Here is a 19,020-nt window from a genome sequence, read left to right as displayed (position 1 = left end):
CCGGCATGGTCTGGCCGTCAAACGGTCTTTGGGAGGAGCCTCATGACACGACCCTTTCTGCTGGCGTCCTGCGCCTTTCTTGCGCTGGCGCCCTTCGCCCCGGCATCCGCACAGAACAAGAGCAGCTTCATCGACCAGAAGGACAGGCCGGATTTCGCGGCGGCGACCGTTTCGCCGCAGATCGCCTGCGGCATGCTGAACAGCCAGAGTTTCGCCGACGTCACGACCCTGCGGGCCACGCATGTGGCAGCCGTCGGCAACGTGCCGGGCCATTGCCAGGTGACCGGCTATATCCGCCCCCAGATCCGTTTCGAGATCACGCTGCCCGACAACTGGAACCGGCGGCTCTACATGTTCGGCAATGGCGGTTATGCCGGCGAAGACCTTGCGGCTCCGTCGCGCATCGCGACGCGCAATGCGGCACTGTCGAAAGGTTTCCTGACGGTCCAGCAGAATACCGGCCATGACGCCGTCACCTACAAGCTCGGCGATTTCGCGGAGGATCTCGGCCTTCTGATCGACTACGGCTCCCGCGCCGTGCATGTGACGGTCGGGACCGCCAAGACGATCGCAGCACGCTATTACGACCGGCATACCTCCTTCGCCTACTGGGACGGCTGCTCCACCGGCGGACGCCAGGGACTGATCTCGGCGCAACGTTATCCCGGCGATTTCGACGGCATCCTCGCCGGCGCGCCCGTGCTCGACCTCACCAATACGCAGATCTGGGGCGTGTGGAACGCCCGGGCGCTTCTGAAAGCGCCGATCAGCAGAGCGCAACTGCCGGTGCTGGCGAAGGCCGTGATGGACAAATGCGACGCGATCGACGGGGCAAAGGACGGTTTGATCGCCGATCCGCGGCAGTGCGATTTCGACCCGTCCAGGGACCTGAAGATCTGCGAGGCGGGCGGCGCCGACTGCTTCACCCCGGCGCAGGCGGAAACGTTGAAGACGCTGGCCGGTGGCGTGAAGATCAAGGGCGAAACGGTGTTTCCGGGCGTACAGTTCGGCACCGAAGGGGTAGACGCCTCCGGCACCAGCGGCTGGGACATGTGGATGGTTTCCGAGCAGGAGCCGAGCCGCCAGCTCGCCTATGGCGAGACGTTCGTGAAGAACATGGCGATGCTGCCCGCGTCCGGAAAGGCGATCGACTGGAGAACGTTCGACTTCGATGCGGAGTATCCGAAGATCGGTGCGATCCGCGAGATCGTCGATGCGACCAATCCGGATCTCGGCGAATTTGAGAAGCGCGGCGGCCGGATGATTACCTATTTCGGCTGGTCGGACCCGGCGCTCAATCCGATGATGGGTGTCAACTACTACGAATCCGTGCGCAAGCAGATGGGCGCCGAGAAGACCGCGGAATTCTACCGTCTCTTCATGGTGCCGGGAATGTTCCATTGCAGCATGGGCTACGGCACGGATGTCTTCGACGCCTTCACGCCGCTGATGGACTGGGTGGAAAACGGCAAGACGCCCGAGGTGATCCAGGCCGCTCAGGTGAAGGACGGCAAGCCCGCGATGACGCGTCCGCTCTGCCCCTATCCGCAGGTGGCGAAATATACGGGCAGCGGCGACCTCAAGGATGGCGGCAACTTCCAGTGCAGGATGCCGTAGGATGAGAAAGGCGGGAGGAAACTCCCGCCTTCGATTTCAGGCCGCGGCGAATTCGGCAGCCTCGTAACGATACGTGGTCGAGCAGAACTCGCAGGTGACGGCGATGTGGCCATCCTCCTGGCTCGCCTCGATCTCTTCCGCAGTGAACCCGTTGAGGACGCTCTTGATCTTTTCGCGCGAGCAACTGCAGCGGTCATACACCGTCTGCGGTTCGTAGACGCGCACGCCGCGCTCGTGGAAAAGGCGGAACAGCAACCGCTCGATCGCTACCTGCGGATCGGTCAGCTCGTCCGTATCGATCGTCTCGACCAGCGTGCGGGCTTCCGTCCAGGCATCGTCATCCGCATGATCGGTTTCCCGGTCGTCGCCGTCGCCGCCGTGCAGGTCAGGCTGGCGCATGCGCTCCGGCGCCTGCGGCAGGAACTGCGCGACCAGCCCGCCGGCCCGCCAGTTGTGGCGCGGCTTGCCTTCCGCATCGCGGTCGAAAAGCTCGGCCACGCCAAGGCGCACCTTGGTCGGAATCTGTTCCGACTGGCGGAAATAGACACCGGCGATCTCTTCCAGCGACGAACCGTCAAGCGGCACGATGCCCTGGTAGGGCTGCATGCCCCGCCCCTGATCGATGGTGAAGGCGAGCACTCCACGGCCGAGAAGATCGGGCGGAGAGGTCCGGCCCTCGCTGACGGCGGCGGCAAGCGCATCCTCGTCGTAGCGGGCATAGGCGCGCAGGGCGTCGGGCGTCGAAAAATCCGCGACCAGCAGGTCGACCGGTCCGTCACCCTTGGTCTGGACCGTGAACTTGCCGTCGAACTTCAGCGACGTGCCGAGAAGCGCGGTCAGAACGATCGCTTCGGCGAGCAGCCGGGCAACCGGCGCCGGATACTCATGACGGCCGAGAATGGCATTGAGCAGCGGTCCGAGCTGCACCGCCCGGCCGCGCACGTCCAGTCCCTCCACCTGGAAGGGAACCACACGGTCGTCTCCGGCAAAATCGAGATCGTTCAGTTCCACAGTCGCTTCCGCCATGACTTCACTCCTTCGCGCCGAGCCTTCAAACTTTTACACAAGCACCGGCCCAAGCGGAACCGTTGGCCGGAGGAAAAGACGTCGACGATATGTGTTGAGGCGCCGCCTTTTCAAAACGCGGCGCAATTGACAGCCGGTAGATGGGACCGGCTTTCCTGAAAATCAAGGCTTGGGCAGGTGCGGCTCAGACTGCTCCGAAACACCATGCAAGGATGGATTTCTGGGCATGCAGGCGGTTTTCCGCCTCATCGAAGACGACCGACTGCGGTCCGTCGATGACCTCGTCGGTGACTTCCTCGCCGCGATGCGCCGGCAGGCAATGCATGAAGAGCGCATCCTTGTCGGCCCGCTTCATCAAGGCTCCGTTGACCTGGTAAGGCTGGAAGATGTTGTGGCCCCGCGCCTTGTGCTCCTGGTTCATCGACACCCAGGTATCGGTGACGACAAGATCCGCATCCGCCACCGCGCGTTCCGCATCGTGGCAGAGCATGACCTCGCCGCCGTTGTTGCGCGCCCAGTTCAGGAACTTGTCATGCGGCTCGGAGCCCATCGGCACCGCCATGTTCATGCGGTAGCCGAAACGGGCCGCACCTTCGACGAAGGAATGCAGGACGTTGTTGCCGTCGCCGGTCCAGGCGAAGGTCTTGCCCTTCACCGGGCCGCGATGTTCCTCGAAGGTCATCAGGTCAGCCATGATCTGGCAGGGATGGGTATCGTCGGTGAGCCCGTTGATGACCGGCACGGTCGCGTGTTCGGCAAGTTCCAGCAGCCGCGAATGATCCGTGGTGCGGATCATGATCGCATCCACGTAGCGGGACAGGACCTTGGCCGTGTCGCCGATCGTCTCGGCGCGGCCGAGCTGCATTTCGGTGCCGGAGAGGAACAGGGTCTCGCCGCCGAGCTGCCGCATGCCGACATCGAACGAAACGCGGGTTCGCGTGGAAGGCTTTTCGAAGATCATCGCCAGCATCTTGCCCGCGAGCGGCTTTTCCGCCGTGCCGGCCTTGGTCGCCTGCTTGCGGGTCTTGGCGTCGTCAAGGATCGCGCGCAGGTCCACCTCGGAAACGGCGGAAAGATCGAGAAAATGCTTCGGTGCTGCCATGCTATGGTTCCCTATCAGGAGGGAACCAACGGCACCCTCCTTTAAAGCCCTCAGGCCGATTTCTTCATCAGCGAAGCGGAAAGCTTTTCCGCCGCCTTTTCAATGCGCGAAAGTCCCTCGCGGGCTTCTTCCACCGTGACCGTGAGCGGCGGCAGAAGGCGCACGACATTGTCGCCCGCCGGAACAGCCAGCATATGTTCGCCGCGCATCGCCGCGACGAGATCGCCGGCCGGCACCTTGGCCTTGATGCCGAGCAGCAGGCCTTCGCCACGGACGTCCTCGATGACATCGGGGAAACGGTCCTTGAGGCCGGCAAGGCCCTGGCGGAAGATCAGCGAGACATTCCGGACGTTTTCCAGAAACCCGTCGGCCAGGATGACATCGAGCACGGCATTGCCGACCGCCATGGCGAGCGGATTGCCGCCATAGGTCGTGCCATGCGTGCCGGCGGTCATGCCGGAAGCCGCTTCCGCCGTCGCCAGGCAGGCAGCCATCGGGAAACCGCCGCCGATGCCCTTTGCCAGCGCCATGATATCCGGCGCCACACCCGTCCATTCGTAGGCAAACAGCTTGCCGGTGCGGCCGACGCCCGTCTGGACCTCATCGAAGATCAGGAGCAGGCCGTTGTCGTCGCAGAGCTTGCGCAACGCCTGAAGGAACTCCTTCGGAACCGGACGGATGCCGCCCTCGCCCTGAATCGGCTCGATGAGGATCGCCGCCGTCTTCTCGGTGACTGCAGCCTTCAACGCATCGAGATCGCCGAAGGGCACCTGGTCGAAGCCCTCGACCTTCGGGCCGAAACCCTCGAGATATTTCGCCTGGCCGCCGGCGGCGATGGTCGCAAGCGTACGGCCATGGAAGGCACCCTCGAAGGTGACGATATGGTAGCGCTCGGGATGACCCTTCACGTATTGATAACGGCGCGCGGTCTTGATGGCGCATTCCAGCGCCTCGGCGCCGGAATTGGCGAAGAACACCTTATCCGCGAAAGAATTGTCGGCGAGGCGGCGCGACAGGCTCTCCTGCCCGGGCACATCGTAAAGATTGGACGTGTGCCAGACCTTCCCGGCCTGCGTCTTCAGCGCTTCGACGAGGTGCGGATGGGCGTGACCGAGCGAATTGACGGCGATGCCGGCGCCGAAGTCGAGATATCGCTCGCCGCCTTCCGTCACGAGCCATACGCCCTCGCCACGTTCGAAGCGCAGCGGGGCCCGGGCAAAGGTGTCGAAAAGCGCGGCTTCAGCCATGGCGACATCACTCCTCTAGGCAGACAAAAAGGCCGGCCGAACCGGCCGAAAAAATCAAAAATGCCGCCCACTGGGCGGCGCGGGCACTATCGGTGTTTAGCCCTTGAATGTCAACAAACCTCGGCATTTTGCATGAACAAGCCGAGAAACAGGCAGACGCCTGCATCTGTGACAAAAATGACTCTTCCGGACAGCAAGTTGGGGAAAACCACGAAATCGATTCTCACGGATTCCGCCGACTCTTGCCACGGAGTCAGCCTCACACTAGGTTAACCGTCAATTACTAGACTGCATGCGGCGGAACTAGTCACCTCAAACATAGATGTAGTGGGTGCTGAGGAATGATGTCCTCGGCAAAGGTGGAAGGATTCTGCATGCCTGCAACGTTCAAAGGCGGAGAACGGGCATGAACTGGACAGACGAGCGTGTCGAAAAACTCAAGAGGCTGTGGTCGGAAGGCCTGAGCGCCAGCCAGATCGCCGCACAACTGGGCGGTGTGAGCCGCAATGCGGTTATCGGCAAGGTGCATCGCCTCAGCCTGCCCGGCAGGGCGAAGGCCGGCGGCACGGTGGCCACCAACCGGTCGGCGGCCAAGCGCACCACATCCGCGCCCCGGGCTCCGAACTACGCGTCCCGGGTTGCCACCCGGACCGTCGCTCGCGCCGTTGGCGCGACCGTGATGAAGGAAGAGGTCGAAATCGAGCATTTCGAGGAGATGGAATACGTACCCGCCGCCAACGTGGTGGTGCCGATTTCCCGTCGCCTGGCGCTGACCGAACTCACCGAACGCACCTGCAAGTGGCCCGTGGGCGATCCGCTCAAGGACGATTTCCATTTCTGCGGCTGCGAATCTCCGGATTCCTCCCCCTATTGCAGCTACCATGCCCGGCTTGCCTACCAGCCGGTGCACGACCGCCGCAGGACGACCGTACGGGTCTGATCCGGGCTGCCGACAGAACAGGATCGAAAGCGGGCTCCGGCCCGCTTTTTTGTTGGACATGGCTGCCATGCCGGTTTGACCTTGCCTGTCCGCGCCCGAATAGCTATCTCCATATCCGCGAGGACGACCTCCCCCAATCCGGGCAGAAACTCCGGGACGACCCGGAACAGACGAAGAGCTCGCCGGCTCTTGGGGAGTCATCATGCGTACGACACGCGACCGTATCCGCCACGCCATCAGCTTCGAACTGATCGGCCTTGCCATCGTCACACCGCTCGGCTCTTTCGCCTTCGGCATGCCTGCCGCCGATATCGGCGTGGTCGGCCTGGGGTCAGCCACGCTCGCGACCGGCTGGAACTATGTCTACAATCTCGGCTTCGACCACGTCATGCAGCGGATGACAGGCAACACCCGGAAAAGCCCTGCCGTCCGCGTGGCGCACGCGGTTCTGTTCGAACTGGGCCTGCTGATCATTCTCCTGCCGCTGATCGCCTGGTATCTCGGCATCGGCATCCTGCACGCCCTTGCGATGGACCTGTCCTTCGCGCTTTTCTATGTGGTCTACGCCTTCGTCTTCAACTGGGCCTACGACCGGCTTTTCCCGCTGCCGGAATGGCAACAGGAAGCGCAGGCGCACTGACTACCGAATAGATCAGGACTGGCGTTCCCGGATCGCTTCCGCAAAGCGCTCGCGGCCTGGAAGGATGTTCCGCCTGGAGTCCCGCTTCAGGCCGCCGGCCGAGGCTGCAGCCCGCCCGATCTCCCGCATCCAGTGGTCGAGCTTGCGCGCCGCGCCGCCGCGGCGTGTGGCGCCGAGCTTGAAGAAGCGAAGCGGACGAATGCCGCAAAAGCCCAGGACCTGGTATTTCAGGCGCCGCGTGACGGGATCGCCATAGACCCAGCGCAGATACCAGGGCGGGGTGTCCATGGTGATGATGACATCGGCGGAGCGCCCGGTGAGCAGGCGATCCCACAGAAGATCCTCGCGATGATATCTGAACGTGAAGCCCGGCAACAGAAGCCTGTCCAGCAGCCCCTTCACGGCCGCCGGTTCGGCTCCCCACCAGAGCGGGAAACCGAACACCAGATGATCGCAGGCGTCGAGCGCTTCCGCCACCCTTTCGAGATCGGGCTCCCAGGGCTGATCGCCGGCATAACCGCGGTGGAGGACCGGGTCGAACGACAGATCGCGCACGGCAAGACGCGTCACCGAGACAGCGCCTGCCAGCGTTTTTTCGTAGTGGTCCAGAAGAGCCCCGAGAAGCCGCCCCTCATCGGGATGGCCGTCGATGATCAGTACGTTCATGGCTACGCTCCGAGGTTGCCCTGAAAGCAGCCTACGGCATCGGCCCGAAAATCGGAATCGATTTTCGGAAAGCACGATGCGTCGATTCAATAGGGTAGAGCGTCCTTGGTGCGTCCTTTCGGACGCATGGCGCTCTAGGGCCGGGAGCCATTCAAACGCCAGAAGAAATACTCCGCGCCAGACGCGCCACCTGGGCGCGGCCGGCCGCCGACGAAGTCAGTCAGGCTTCCATCGAATATCCCGCGCCGCGAACGGTGCGGATGACATCCTGCATGTTGGAGAAGTTGAGCGCCTTGCGCAGGCGCCCGACATGCACGTCGACAGTGCGTTCGTCGACATAGATATCGTGTCCCCAGACGCCGTCGAGAAGCTGCGAACGCGAGAAGACACGGCCGGGCGAGGCCATCAGGAACTCCAGGAGACGGAATTCCGTCGGGCCGAGGCGGACCTCGCGGCTCTTGCGATGGACGCGATGCGTCTCACGATCGAGCTCGATATCGCCGCAACGCAGGACGCTGGACAATACTTCCGGCCGGGCTCGACGCAGCATCGCCTTGACGCGGGCCATCAGTTCCGGCGTCGAGAAAGGCTTCACGACATAGTCGTCGGCACCCGTGGCAAGGCCGCGAACACGTTCGCTCTCCTCGCCCCGGGCCGTCAGCATGATGATCGGCAGGCGTTCCGTTTCCGGGCGCATGCGCAACCGCCGGCAGAGCTCGATGCCGGAAACGCCGGGCAGCATCCAGTCGAGGATCAACAGGTCCGGCGTGCGCTCCTGAAGCCGGATCTCGGCCTCATCCCCCCGCAGGATTGTCTCCACATCGTAACCTTCGGCTTCGAGATTGTAGCGAAGAAGCACGCTCAGTGCTTCCTCATCCTCCACGACCGCGATTTTTGGCAGCATTCTGGCCTGCTCCGTCAGCATTCCGTCATTCGGTGATCGCGCCGAGCGTATTCGACGTATCGTCCTTCGGACGCTCGCCTTCCGGCTGGGCGCCCGTCGTCATGTAGTAGATCGTCTCGGCGATGTTGGTGGCATGGTCGCCGATACGCTCGATGTTCTTGGCGCAGAACAGGAGGTGCGTGCAGGTGGTGATGTTGCGCGGGTCTTCCATCATGTAGGTGAGGAGTTCGCGGAACAGCGACGTATACATCGCGTCGATTTCCTCGTCGCGGATGCGGATCGCCTCGGCCTTCTCGGCCGAACGGCTGGCATAGACGTCCAGCACTTCCTTGAGCTGCACGAGCGCCAGGTCGGAGAGGTGCTCGATACCGCGGGCGAGCTTGCGCGGAACGCCGGTGCCCTGAACCGCGATGACGCGCTTGGCGGTGTTCTTGCCAAGATCGCCGACGCGCTCCAGGTCGGATGCGATGCGCAGCGTGCCGACGATCTCGCGAAGGTCGGACGCCACCGGCTGGCGGCGGGCGATCGTGACGATCGCCTTGTCCTGGATCTCGCGCTCCGCATGATCCAGGATCACGTCGTCGGAGATGACCTTCTGGGCGAGAGCGGAGTCGGAATTGACCAGCGCCCGCACGGCGTCCGAGCACATCTGCTCCGCAAGGCCGCCCATTTCGGAAATGCGGCGGATCAGGTATTTCAGTTCTTCGTCATAGGCCGACAGAATATGAGTCGATGCCATTTTCTAATCCTCGAAAAGTGAAACCAGGCAGCGCGGACGGCCGATCAGCCGAAGCGGCCCATGATGTAATCCTGGGTGCGCTGGTCATCCGGATTGGTGAACATCTTGTCCGTGTCGTTCTCCTCGACCAGCTGGCCGAGATGGAACATGGCGGTACGCTGCGAAACGCGCGCGGCCTGCTGCATCGAGTGCGTCACGATGACGATCGTGTAGTTGGCGCGCAGCTCGTGAATGAGCTCCTCGACCTTGGCGGTCGCGATCGGGTCGAGCGCCGAGCAGGGTTCGTCCATGAGGATGACCTCCGGCGAAACGGCAACGGCGCGGGCGATGCAGAGACGCTGCTGCTGGCCGCCGGAAAGCCCGGTGCCGGATTCATTCAGGCGATCCTTGACTTCCGTCCAGAGGCCGGCGCGCTGAAGGCTGGCCTCCACGATCTGGTCCATGTCCGACTTGTTCCTGGCGAGGCCGTGGATGCGCGGACCGTAGGCTATATTCTCGTAGATCGACTTCGGGAACGGGTTCGGCTTCTGGAAAACCATGCCGACGCGGGCGCGCAGTTCCACGACGTCGATCTGCGGATCGTAGATATCGTCGGTGTCGAGCGTGATCCGGCCGGTGACGCGGCAGTTGTCGATCGTGTCGTTCATGCGGTTGAGCGTGCGCAGGAAGGTCGACTTGCCGCATCCCGAGGGGCCGATGAGCGCCGTCACGGTGTTTTCGCGAACGTTGAGGTTCACGTCGAAAAGCGCGCGCTTTTCGCCGTAGTAAACCGAAACGTCCTTACCGATCATCTTGTAGGAAACGTCATTCATCTTCTGGTCCAGCGCCTTTTCAACTGCTGCTTCTGACATCATGTTCATCGTCTTACTCCTTTACCAGCGCCGTTCGAAGCGGCGCCGCAAGAGAATTGCGCCAACGTTCATTATGATGAGGAACAGGAGCAGGATGATGATCGCTCCCGAGGTACGCTCGACGAACGCGCGCTCGGCCTCGTTCGCCCACATGTAGATCTGTACCGGCAGCGCCGTCGACGGATCGAGCGGCGTGGTCGGGTAATTCGCCACGAAGGCCACCATGCCGATCAGCAGCAGCGGTGCGGTTTCGCCGAGCGCATGGGCGAGGCCGATGATGGTGCCGGTCAGGATGCCCGGCATGGCAAGCGGCAGGACGTGATGGAAGATCGTCTGCATCTTCGAGGCGCCGAGGCCCAGCGCCGCCGAACGGATCGACGGCGGCACGGCCTTGAGCGCCGCGCGGGTCGCGATGATGATCGTCGGCAGCGTCATGAGGGTCAGCACCATGCCGCCAACGAAGGAGGCCGAACGCGGCAGGCCCATGAAGTTGACGAAGACCGCGAGACCCAGAAGACCGTAGACGATCGAGGGAACGGCCGCGAGGTTGTTGATGTTCACCTCGATCAGGTCGGTGAACTTGTTCTTCGGCGCGAACTCCTCGAGGTAGATGGAGGCCGCGACGCCGATCGGCAGCGACAGGAGCAGCACGATCAGCATCATGTAGAAGGAGCCGATGAGCGCAACGCCGACGCCGGCGGCTTCGGGACGGCTGGATGCGCCGTTGACGAAGATGCCGGTGTTGAAGTGCTTTCCGAGCGCGCCGCTTGTCGCGAGCTGGTTCATCCAGCCGACCTGCTGATCGCTCACCTTGCGGTTCTGCTCCGGAACCGAAAGATCGATCTGCCCCTTGAAGGCGGAATCGAGGTCGCCGGCTGCGAGCAGCGCCACGTTCTGCGTCGTGCCGACCAGCGCCGGATTGGCGACGATCATGTCGCGGAGCTGGGCGCGCACGCCGTCCGACAGCATGCCGTTGACCGCCCGAATCCTGGCGCGGTCGTTGACGTCGACACCCAGCACCTTCGCAAGCGCGTTGCGGGCGATAACCGGGTAGTTGGCGGTGACCAGCTTCTGCGGATCACTGGCGCGTTCGTTCTGCGGATCGATGATCTGTTCGGAGAACTCCACCGGCACGGTGATCATCGTCTGCTGGAACGCGGTATATCCCTTGGAGACGACCGACCACAGAAGGATCAGCAGGAAGATGATGCCGAAGGCGAGCGCGGCAACGCCATAGGCCCGGAAGCGGCGCTCGGCGGCGTAACGGCGCTTGATGCCGATATCCCGACGTCCGGGCCTGGCCTTGGATATGCCTGCGACGGGAGAAACTACATCGGTCATTCGTACTGCTCCCGATATTTGCGCACGATGTAGAGCGCGTAGATGTTGAGGCAAAGCGTGATGGCGAAGAGCGTGATGCCGAGCGCGAAGGCCACCAGGGTCTGCGGCGACGTGAATTCAAGGTCGCCGGTGAGCTGGTTGACGATCTTGACGGTCACGGTGGTCATCGGTTCGAAGGGGTTGAGCTGCATGCGGGCCGCAACGCCGGCAGCGAGCACGACGATCATGGTTTCGCCAACCGCACGGGATGCGGTCATCAGAAGCGCGCCCACGATACCCGGCAGTGCCGCCGGCAGGATGACGCGCTTGATGGTCTCCGAACGGGTGGCGCCAAGGCCGAGCGAACCGTCGCGCAGCGACCGCGGCACCGCCGTGATGATGTCGTCCGACAGCGAGGAGACGTAGGGGATCAGCATGATCCCCATGACGAAACCGGCCGTCAGAACGCTCTGCGCCTGGATGAAGTTGGCGTAGTCGCCCGTCACGAGCCCATTCAGCTGGGAGGAGATATCGCGGAGGAAGGGACCGACCGTCGTCAGGGCGAAGAAGCCGTAGACGATCGTCGGAATGCCCGCCAGCACCTCAAGCAGGGGCTTTGCCGTCGAACGAACCCGCGAAGATGCGTATTCGGACATGTAGATGGCCGCGAAAAGGCCGATCGGCACCGCGAAGAGCATCGCCACGAAGCCGATATAGAGTGTGCCGAGCAGCAGCGGGATCAGACCGAACTGACCTTCCGAACCGCCCGAACCGGCAGCGGCGAAACGCGGGTCCCAGACCGTGCCGAAGAAGAATTCCCAGGCCGGCACATGCGTGAAGAAGCGCGTTGCCTCGGTCAGCATGGAGAGAACGATGCCGATGGTCGTCAGGATCGCGATCGAAGAAGCGACCACGAGGCTGACGAGGATGACCTTTTCCACCCGATTGCGGGCGCGGAAGCGCGGTGCGATCTGGCGATAGGCAAAGACCGCGCCGAAAGCGGAAACGGCGAGCACGACGATCGTCATGGCGAGGCGGCTGCCGAACGTCATCGCATTCAGCTTTCCGGCGGCCTCGACCATGTAGGGCTGCGGATCACCGGCAAGCGGAACGCCCTTTGCGCCCAGCGCCGCGCGAAGCTCGACGGGATTGCCGCTGACACGGCCGACCTCGTCGGGCGTCAGCGCATTCAGGCCACGGGCGATCGAGCCGACCATGCCGAGGGCGAGACCCTGTTCCGCCTCGGATTGTGCCTTCACCTCATCCGGAAAGGAACCGCGGACGGAAGAGCTGATGTAGGCAGGGCTGGCAACCAGCCAGACGAAAAGAATAATGGCTGCCGGGACGATCGCCCAGACCGCAACAAAAGAACCATAGTAGCCGGGCCGCGAATGAAGCTTGGAGGAAAGCCCTCCGGCCAGCGTCATCGCGCGCCGCGCGCCAGCGACGTAACCGACAAAGCCGATTATCGCCACAATCAACAAAATCCATGATGTACTCATCATAATCCCCCGGCGTACCGCCTTCGGCGGCATCCCTTCACCGCCCAGTCCCGGTCATCGGAACCGATCGCATCGCCGTTGCGCCATCCGCGCAACAATCACCGCACCGGAGCCGGCCATAAACAGGCCGGCGCTGCCACCCTTGGCCGAAAAGCCGGGCTGGCGCCGTTCACACGGCGCCAGCCCAAGTCAGATTACATGGTCTTGCCAGCAGAGAAGTCCTTGCGGACCGCATCGCGCTGAGCATCCGGAGCGGCAACGAGGCCGTACTCGGCCAGCGGGCCGTCCGGGCCGACCATATCGTCAGAGATGAAGAACTCGACGTATTCCTTGAGGCCCGGGATAACGCCCAGGTGAGCCTTCTTCACGTAGAAGAAGAGCGGGCGGGAAACCGGGTACTTCCCGGTGGAGATCGTTTCCGTGGACGGAACGACGTCATGAACGGTGGCGACCTTCAGCTTGTCCATGTTGTTTTCATAGAAAGCGAGGCCGAAAACGCCGAGGCCAGTCTTGTTCGCAGCGATACGGGCGAGCGTTTCGGTGTAGTCGCCGTCGATGTCGACAGCCGCACCGTCCTTACGGATTGCGACGCACTTGGCGGCAGCCTGCTTGGCATCGGTGATGGCAGCCTTGATGACGTCCTGAGCGCCGGCTTCCTTGCAGCCTTCGGTCATGATCTTCTCTTCGAAGACCTCACGGGTGCCGTGCTTGGAACCCGGGATGTAGGCAGCGATCGGGCCCTTCGGCAGGGTTGCGTTGATCTCGGACCAGTTCTTGTAGGGGTTGGCGACGAGCTTGCCATCGACGACGACTTCAGCGGCGAGAGCCTTGTAGAGGTCCTTCGGCTCGATCTTCATGTCGCCGTTGCTGGAATCGGTGGCGAAGACGATGCCGTCATAACCGATCCGGATTTCCTGGATGTCGGTCACGCCGGCAGCCTTGCAGGCTTCGATTTCGCTCTTGTTGATCGGACGGGAAGCATTGGCGACATCGATCGTGGCTTCGCCGACGCCCTTGCAGAACTCCTTGAGGCCAGCGCCCGAACCACCGGATTCAACGACCGGCGTCTTGAAGTTCGGGAAGGTCTCACCGAAGGTTTCAGCGACGATCTTCGCATAGGGAAGAACCGTGGAGGAGCCAGCAACCTGGACCTGGTCACGCGCGGCGGCAGCGCCGGCAAACGCAACGGAGGCCACCAGGGCTGCTGCAGAGAGTTTCAAGATGTTCATGAGGAATCTCCCGTCATGGGCTTGTGTGAATGCGGACGGCACCAGCTCTCGCTCTCGCCGGCGCTCGGCCCGCTTGTAGTAGCTGCTGTTGCCCGCTTCTTTTATGTCAATTCAATGAAACATTTGTGACAAATTAAATATTTGATTTTATTATCAAAAATATATGCACAGGCTTGCAAGGCCCCGGCTTTGTGTCAGAACCTTACGGTGAATTCGCTGCCCTTGCCAACCTCCGACTTCACAATCAGGCGAGCCCTGTGGCGGGTCAGGATATGCTTGACGATGGCAAGCCCCAGGCCGGTGCCCTTCTTGGAACGGCTGTCGGCCACGCTGACCCGGTAGAAGCGTTCCGTCAGCCGCGGAACGTGCTCCGCGGGAATACCCGGCCCCTGATCCACGATGCTGACCTCCACCGGTTGCGAGGCGCCGTTTCGCAGGTAGACATCGACGACCTTGCCTTCCTGACCGTATTTGCAGGCATTCTCGATCAGGTTCTCGAACACCTGGACAAGCTCGTCGCGATCCCCCAGCACTTCCGCCTTGCCCTCCGGCAGATGGGTGCGGATCTCCACCCCGAGATCATCGGCAAGCGGCAGCAGCGCATCGCGCACATGGCCGATCACGGGCTTCAGATCGACGGCCTGATCCGGCGCGATATGGGATTTCAGCTCCAGGCGAGAAAGTGACATCAGGTCGTCCACGAGGCGGCTCATCCGGGTCGCCTGATCGAACATGATCGCCAGGAAGCGCTCGTGGGCGGCCGGATCGGACTTCGCCGGCCCCTGCAGCGTCTCGATGAAGCCCCTCAGCGAAGCGAGCGGCGTGCGCAGCTCATGGCTGGCATTGGCGACAAAATCCGAACGCATGCGGTCGATGCGGCGCAGTTCCGAAATGTCCCGGAAGGACAGAAGGTAGAATTTCTGCACGCCTCCCTCCGGCAGAGGGGACGCCGGCGCGATGTCGATCGGCGCGACGCGCAATGTGTAGACGCGCTCCGACGGCAGCCGCTCCGAATGCTCGATCTGGTTCGGCTCGTCGGTGGCGATGGTCTCGCGGACCATGTCCAGAATGCCGGGCGAGCGCAACCTCGCCGAAAGGTGCGAGCCGGCAGGCACAACGCCGAAGGCCTTTTCCGACGCCTTGTTCTGGAAGAGCACGGTCGCATCGCTTCCGAGCACGAAGGCGGGCGTGTCGAGCGCACCGAGCGTTGCGGCGACCTGCGGCAGGGGATCGAACGCCGGCTCGTCTTCCTCAACGACTTCCGGCTCGGCCACCGGAGGGGCAGCCGGCCTGCGAGCGACCACGACGAGCACCAGGAGCAGCCAACCGGCCAGCACCCCCGGCCATTCCATGCCGGAGAGGAGCGCGAGGCAGGCAAGCAACGTCAAAAGCAGCAACAAGGGCCGCTCCTGGCGCGCCCGCACCCACATTGCACCCACGCCCCGCCGCCATTTCTCCAGCACAGATTCCACAATCCGACTCGCCGTTCTCACAGGTTGAACACGCGCTCATATATCCCTTGCGTGACAGATATACATCGCCCGCCGGATCGGCGTAAAAAACATGATTGAAAACGTAGCGGAATTTCGAGCCTGCGTTACATTCGGAATTTGTCTTGTCTGCATATCAGAGGAAGAAATCATGGTGGATGCAATCGGAAGCCGGGCAGTCAATCTCGACATCAACGGCAAGCTCATGCGGTTCGATATCGACGATCCGCTCCTGCCGAGCTGGATCGAAGAGAGCGCCCTGAAGTCCGGCGGCTATCCCTATGACGACAGGATGGACAAGGAAAAATACGAGAAACAGCTCGAAAAGCTGCAGATCGAACTCGTGAAGGTGCAGTTCTGGCTGAAGGCGACGGGCAAGCGGCTGATGGCGCTTTTCGAAGGGCGCGACGCCGCCGGCAAGGGCGGCACGATCTTCTCCGTCCACGCCTATCTCAACCCGCGCTCGGCCCGCGTCGTGGCGCTCAGCAAGCCGACCGAGACGGAGGCCGGCCAGTGGTATTTCCAGCGCTACATCGCGCATTTCCCGACTTCTGGGGAGATCGTGCTGTTCGACCGCTCCTGGTACAACCGCGCCGGCGTCGAGCCGGTCATGGGTTTCTGCACGCCGGAACAATACAAGGATTTTCTCAAGGCCGTGCCGCGTTTCGAGGACACGATCTTCGACGAGGGCATCATCTTCCATAAATTCTGGCTGGATATCGGCCGGGAAATGCAACTCAAGCGCTTCCACGAACGCCGGCACGACCCGCTGAAGATCTGGAAACTCTCGCCGATGGATATCGCCGCGCTCAACAAGTGGGACGATTACACCGGGAAGCGCGACGTGATGCTCGACAAGACGCACGAGAAGGAAACGCCCTGGACGATCGTGCGGGCAAACGACAAGCGCCGGGCCCGCATCAACGTCATCCGCCAGATCCTGCTGGGACTCGACTACGAGGGCAAGGACAAGCAGGCGATCGGCGAGATCGACGACAAGATCCTGGGCCTCGGCCCCAAATTCCTGAAATAGGGCTTTACTGGCCCGGCAGGACGCGGACCGAATAGAGCAGGACGGGCCGATCGGCACCGTCCAGGCCGCTATTGACGATCAGGCGCCCGGGCCTGTTGGGCGCCAGCGACCGTTCGAAGCTCACGCGGAAGAGCGCTTCCAGCTTCTCCTGCGTGGCCGTGAAGCGATGGCGGCTGCAATTGCCGAGACTGCCGAAATCGCAACGCACCGAAAGCTGCACGGAACGGTCCTCAGCCGATTGCAGCGTCAGCGCCACCGTCGAACTCTTGCCGGCCATTTCCCGAAGCACTTCCGGCGGCACGTCGATCGCCACATCGCCACCTTCGGTCGGGGTGGCCGATACGATGCGGACCGCCTGCCCTTCGGAGCCTGCCACGGCATCCACCTTCGCCTGCCCGCCGGGCTTCAGTTCCGCCACCCGCGAGGGCGCGAAGATCTCCACCCATTCGTCCGAGAACCCGCTGCGCGGATCGAAGGCGATCGGCCCCTGGCCCGCCCCCTGCCCGCCTGTCGTGGCCTGGTCGGCCGCCTTCATCGCCTCCTCGATGAACGACTGCACCATGCCCGACTGATAGAACCACCAGCAGGCGCCGCCGACGATGGCGAGCGTGACCAGCCATGTCATCAGATGCGAGAGAAAGCCGCGGCGCCGGCGCGGCTTGGCGGCCCTTTCCGGCGGAACGTCCAGAGCCGGCCCGGCGGACGATGCCGCCGTTTTCTCCGCCTTCGCAGGTTTGGATGCTCCTCCTCTCGGCTCCGCCTCGAGGCGTTCCGGACGGGCGGCAACTAGCCCCCCGAGATCGCCGGAAGGCTCCGCCGTAGCTGCGGCCGGCGCGACGGAGGGAGCGACCGAAGCCGCGAAACCGGATGCGTCGGATCGCGTTTCGCCGCCAAGCATGACCTCCGGCTCCCGCACGGCAGCCTGTGAAGGCGCCGCCACGGCGGGGGGCTCGACGATCCCCGGTTCGGGAGCGTGGGAAGACCCGGTATCGAGTTCGACATCGGGCACCGGCACCGGCACCGGATGGGACTGGCGGCCGACTTCCTCCATTTCGATCTCGTGGATCGTCCGCTCCAGCAATTCCTGCTGCTGCATGACGATCAACCGATCGGAGACGCCCTGCTTGCGAAGGCCGGCATCCAACGCCTGCCGCGCCGACTGATAAATGCGGGCCCTGATCTCCTGGTTCGCCCGATCCGAGCGATCCAGTGCGTTCCTGATGGCCGTTTCCAAACCGCTCACTGCCGGTCCTTCTTCCTACTCGTTCCCAACACACGGGAATTTACGTTTCGGTAACCTCTCCGCTCCGGAACTGCAAGCACTGCCTGTTCGTCGCACCTTGGGCAAGAATAAGGTGAGCTTATGTTCAGGCCGGACCGGAGCGTTCCCGGCGCGGCGTTCGAAAGTTTTTCCACCGGCTTTTCGTCTCGCGCGGCATCTGCTAGATGATTTACGTTTGCGTAAACGTAAATCGGGAGGGTTTTCCATATGCTTCCAGCAATCCTCAGGGACGGGCTGCGCCTGCCCGTGGTCGCGTCGCCGCTCTTCATCATTTCCCATCCGGAGCTGACGCTGGCGCAGTGCAAGGCCGGCGTCGTCGGCGCGTTCCCGGCGCTCAATGCGCGGCCGGAAAGCCAGCTCGACGAATGGCTCGCGATGATCACCGGGGAACTGGCCGCCTACAATGCCGCAAACCCGGAAAAACCGGCGGCCCCCTTCGCCGTCAACCAGATCGTGCACACCTCCAACAAGCGGCTGGAACATGACCTGATGATGTGCGTGAAATACAAGGTGCCGATCGTCATCTCCTCGCTGGGGGCGGTGCCGGAGGTCAACGCGGCGGTGCATTCCTACGGCGGCATCGTGCTTCACGACGTGATCAACAACCGGCATGCCAGTTCGGCGATCCGCAAGGGGGCGGACGGGCTGATCGCGGTCGCCGCCGGCGCCGGGGGGCATGCCGGTACGCTCTCGCCCTTCGCCCTGGTGCAGGAAATCCGCGAGTGGTTCGACGGGCCGCTGCTGCTCGCCGGCGCGATCGCCACGGGGAGCGGGATTCTCGCCGCCGAAGCCATGGGCGCGGACATGGCCTATGTCGGATCGCCCTTCATCGCCACCCACGAAGCGCGCGCCTCGGAAGGCTACAAGCAGATGATCGTCGATTCCAACGCCGCCGACATCGTCTATTCGAACTATTTCACAGGCGTGCACGGCAACTACCTGAAGGGCTCGATCCGGGCGATGGGCATGGACCCGGATGTGCTGCCGGTTGCGGACCCGACGAAGATGGATTTCGACGCGGCGGTGAGCGGACCGAAGGCCTGGAAGGAAATCTGGGGCGCCGGACAGGGCGTCGGCGCGGTAAAGGCTGTGGTTTCCGTCGCCCGGCTGGTCGATCGGCTGGAGGGCGAATATCGCGCCGCACGCCAGCGGCTTGCGCTCTGATCCTTGTCCCTCCCGAAGCCGGTATGTGAGGAAAATCACAGCAGGGATCAAATCCCGGCTTGAAATCGCAAGTCATTGCCTGTATCAGCCGCATCACTCGCAGCCCGGCCAAGCCGTTCGCTGCCCGTGCCGCTTTAGCTCAGTCGGTAGAGCACATCATTCGTAATGATGGGGTCACGTGTTCGAGTCACGTAAGCGGCACCATTTCTCTCCAGAAGCTTGAATAGACCATCCACGCCCGGAACGCTTGTATCGATGATGGCGTTTC

At 62.9% G+C, this 19,020-nt stretch carries 17 protein-coding genes and 1 tRNA gene; 6 read left to right on the top strand and 12 right to left on the bottom strand.

All coding sequences use genetic code 11. The features are described from left to right. Positions 1-42: 42 nt before the first annotated feature. Positions 43-1,617: a tannase/feruloyl esterase family alpha/beta hydrolase gene (locus ACFFP0_RS14270; RefSeq protein ID WP_377261791.1), complete on the top strand. Its 1,575-nt coding sequence runs from the start codon at positions 43-45 to the stop codon at positions 1,615-1,617. Between the two features lie 36 nt (positions 1,618-1,653). On the opposite strand, the gene ACFFP0_RS14265 is transcribed toward ACFFP0_RS14270, so the two are convergent. The 3 genes from ACFFP0_RS14265 to ACFFP0_RS14255 all read right to left on the bottom strand — a co-directional run bounded on the left by ACFFP0_RS14265 (position 1,654) and on the right by ACFFP0_RS14255 (position 4,992). Further along, positions 1,654-2,643, bottom strand: a complete 990-nt coding sequence (locus ACFFP0_RS14265; RefSeq protein ID WP_377261788.1) for an Hsp33 family molecular chaperone — start codon at positions 2,641-2,643, stop codon at positions 1,654-1,656. 184 nt (positions 2,644-2,827) lie between these two features. Further along, the gene (gene argF, locus ACFFP0_RS14260; protein WP_377261786.1) at positions 2,828-3,745 is read right to left on the bottom strand and encodes an ornithine carbamoyltransferase; all 918 of its coding nucleotides are present in this window, start codon (positions 3,743-3,745) and stop codon (positions 2,828-2,830) included. Between the two features lie 50 nt (positions 3,746-3,795). Then, positions 3,796-4,992: an aspartate aminotransferase family protein gene (locus ACFFP0_RS14255; RefSeq protein ID WP_377261784.1), complete on the bottom strand. Its 1,197-nt coding sequence runs from the start codon at positions 4,990-4,992 to the stop codon at positions 3,796-3,798. Positions 4,993-5,398: 406 nt separating this feature from the next. Between ACFFP0_RS14255 and ACFFP0_RS14250 the strand changes: the two genes are divergently transcribed. Continuing rightward, positions 5,399-5,932, top strand: a complete 534-nt coding sequence (locus ACFFP0_RS14250) for a GcrA family cell cycle regulator (protein ID WP_377261781.1) — start codon at positions 5,399-5,401, stop codon at positions 5,930-5,932. 202 nt (positions 5,933-6,134) lie between these two features. Further along, positions 6,135-6,572, top strand: coding sequence for a PACE efflux transporter (locus ACFFP0_RS14245; protein ID WP_377261779.1), 438 nt, complete (start codon positions 6,135-6,137; stop codon positions 6,570-6,572). Between the two features lie 12 nt (positions 6,573-6,584). Here the strand turns inward: ACFFP0_RS14245 and ACFFP0_RS14240 are convergent, their stop codons facing one another. The 8 genes from ACFFP0_RS14240 to phoR form a co-directional block, all read right to left on the bottom strand. Continuing rightward, a complete protein-coding gene (locus ACFFP0_RS14240) occupies positions 6,585-7,238 on the bottom strand; it encodes an NAD(P)H-dependent oxidoreductase (protein ID WP_377261776.1) in 654 nt (217 codons plus the stop codon). Positions 7,239-7,458: 220 nt separating this feature from the next. Next, entirely contained in the window at positions 7,459-8,142 is a 684-nt protein-coding gene (phoB, locus tag ACFFP0_RS14235) for a phosphate regulon transcriptional regulator PhoB (RefSeq protein WP_377261774.1), read from the bottom strand. Between the two features lie 25 nt (positions 8,143-8,167). Further along, on the bottom strand, positions 8,168-8,881 hold the full coding sequence (gene phoU, locus ACFFP0_RS14230) for a phosphate signaling complex protein PhoU (protein WP_377261772.1): 714 nt from the start codon (positions 8,879-8,881) through the stop codon (positions 8,168-8,170). A gap of 44 nt (positions 8,882-8,925) precedes the next feature. Further along, positions 8,926-9,741, bottom strand: a complete 816-nt coding sequence (pstB, locus tag ACFFP0_RS14225; RefSeq protein WP_377261770.1) for a phosphate ABC transporter ATP-binding protein PstB — start codon at positions 9,739-9,741, stop codon at positions 8,926-8,928. Positions 9,742-9,753: 12 nt separating this feature from the next. Then, positions 9,754-11,073: a phosphate ABC transporter permease PstA gene (pstA, locus tag ACFFP0_RS14220; RefSeq protein ID WP_377261768.1), complete on the bottom strand. Its 1,320-nt coding sequence runs from the start codon at positions 11,071-11,073 to the stop codon at positions 9,754-9,756. After that, on the bottom strand, positions 11,070-12,554 hold the full coding sequence (gene pstC / locus ACFFP0_RS14215; RefSeq protein WP_377261766.1) for a phosphate ABC transporter permease subunit PstC: 1,485 nt from the start codon (positions 12,552-12,554) through the stop codon (positions 11,070-11,072). Before pstC ends, pstA begins: the two co-directional genes overlap by 4 nt. 194 nt (positions 12,555-12,748) lie before the next feature. After that, positions 12,749-13,783, bottom strand: coding sequence for a substrate-binding domain-containing protein (locus ACFFP0_RS14210; RefSeq protein WP_377261763.1), 1,035 nt, complete (start codon positions 13,781-13,783; stop codon positions 12,749-12,751). Between the two features lie 194 nt (positions 13,784-13,977). Continuing rightward, positions 13,978-15,213 carry a phosphate regulon sensor histidine kinase PhoR gene (gene phoR / locus ACFFP0_RS14205; RefSeq protein WP_377262336.1) on the bottom strand — a complete coding sequence of 412 codons (1,236 nt, stop codon included), beginning with the start codon at positions 15,211-15,213 and terminating at the stop codon, positions 13,978-13,980. Between the two features lie 211 nt (positions 15,214-15,424). On the opposite strand from phoR, the gene ppk2 reads away from it, so the two are divergent. Beyond that, positions 15,425-16,306 (top strand): polyphosphate kinase 2, encoded by an 882-nt coding sequence (gene ppk2 / locus ACFFP0_RS14200; protein WP_377261760.1) that lies wholly within the window; start codon positions 15,425-15,427, stop codon positions 16,304-16,306. Between the two features lie 4 nt (positions 16,307-16,310). Here the strand turns inward: ppk2 and ACFFP0_RS14195 are convergent, their stop codons facing one another. Then, entirely contained in the window at positions 16,311-17,549 is a 1,239-nt protein-coding gene (locus ACFFP0_RS14195; RefSeq protein WP_377261758.1) for a hypothetical protein, read from the bottom strand. A 246-nt stretch (positions 17,550-17,795) separates the two neighbouring features. Between ACFFP0_RS14195 and ACFFP0_RS14190 the strand changes: the two genes are divergently transcribed. Together ACFFP0_RS14190 and ACFFP0_RS14185 are read left to right on the top strand one after the other, a co-directional pair. Continuing rightward, complete coding sequence (locus ACFFP0_RS14190; RefSeq protein WP_377261756.1) at positions 17,796-18,752, top strand: NAD(P)H-dependent flavin oxidoreductase; 957 nt, start codon at positions 17,796-17,798, stop codon at positions 18,750-18,752. Between the two features lie 128 nt (positions 18,753-18,880). Then, positions 18,881-18,956, top strand: a tRNA-Thr gene (locus ACFFP0_RS14185). Positions 18,957-19,020: the final 64 nt, after the last annotated feature.

This window comes from Neorhizobium puerariae, from assembly GCF_042429745.1.
Lineage (GTDB): Bacteria > Pseudomonadota > Alphaproteobacteria > Rhizobiales > Rhizobiaceae > Neorhizobium > Neorhizobium puerariae.
The sequence above is the reverse complement of the archived record's forward strand: the minus strand, read 5'-3'. Positions and strand labels throughout refer to the sequence as shown.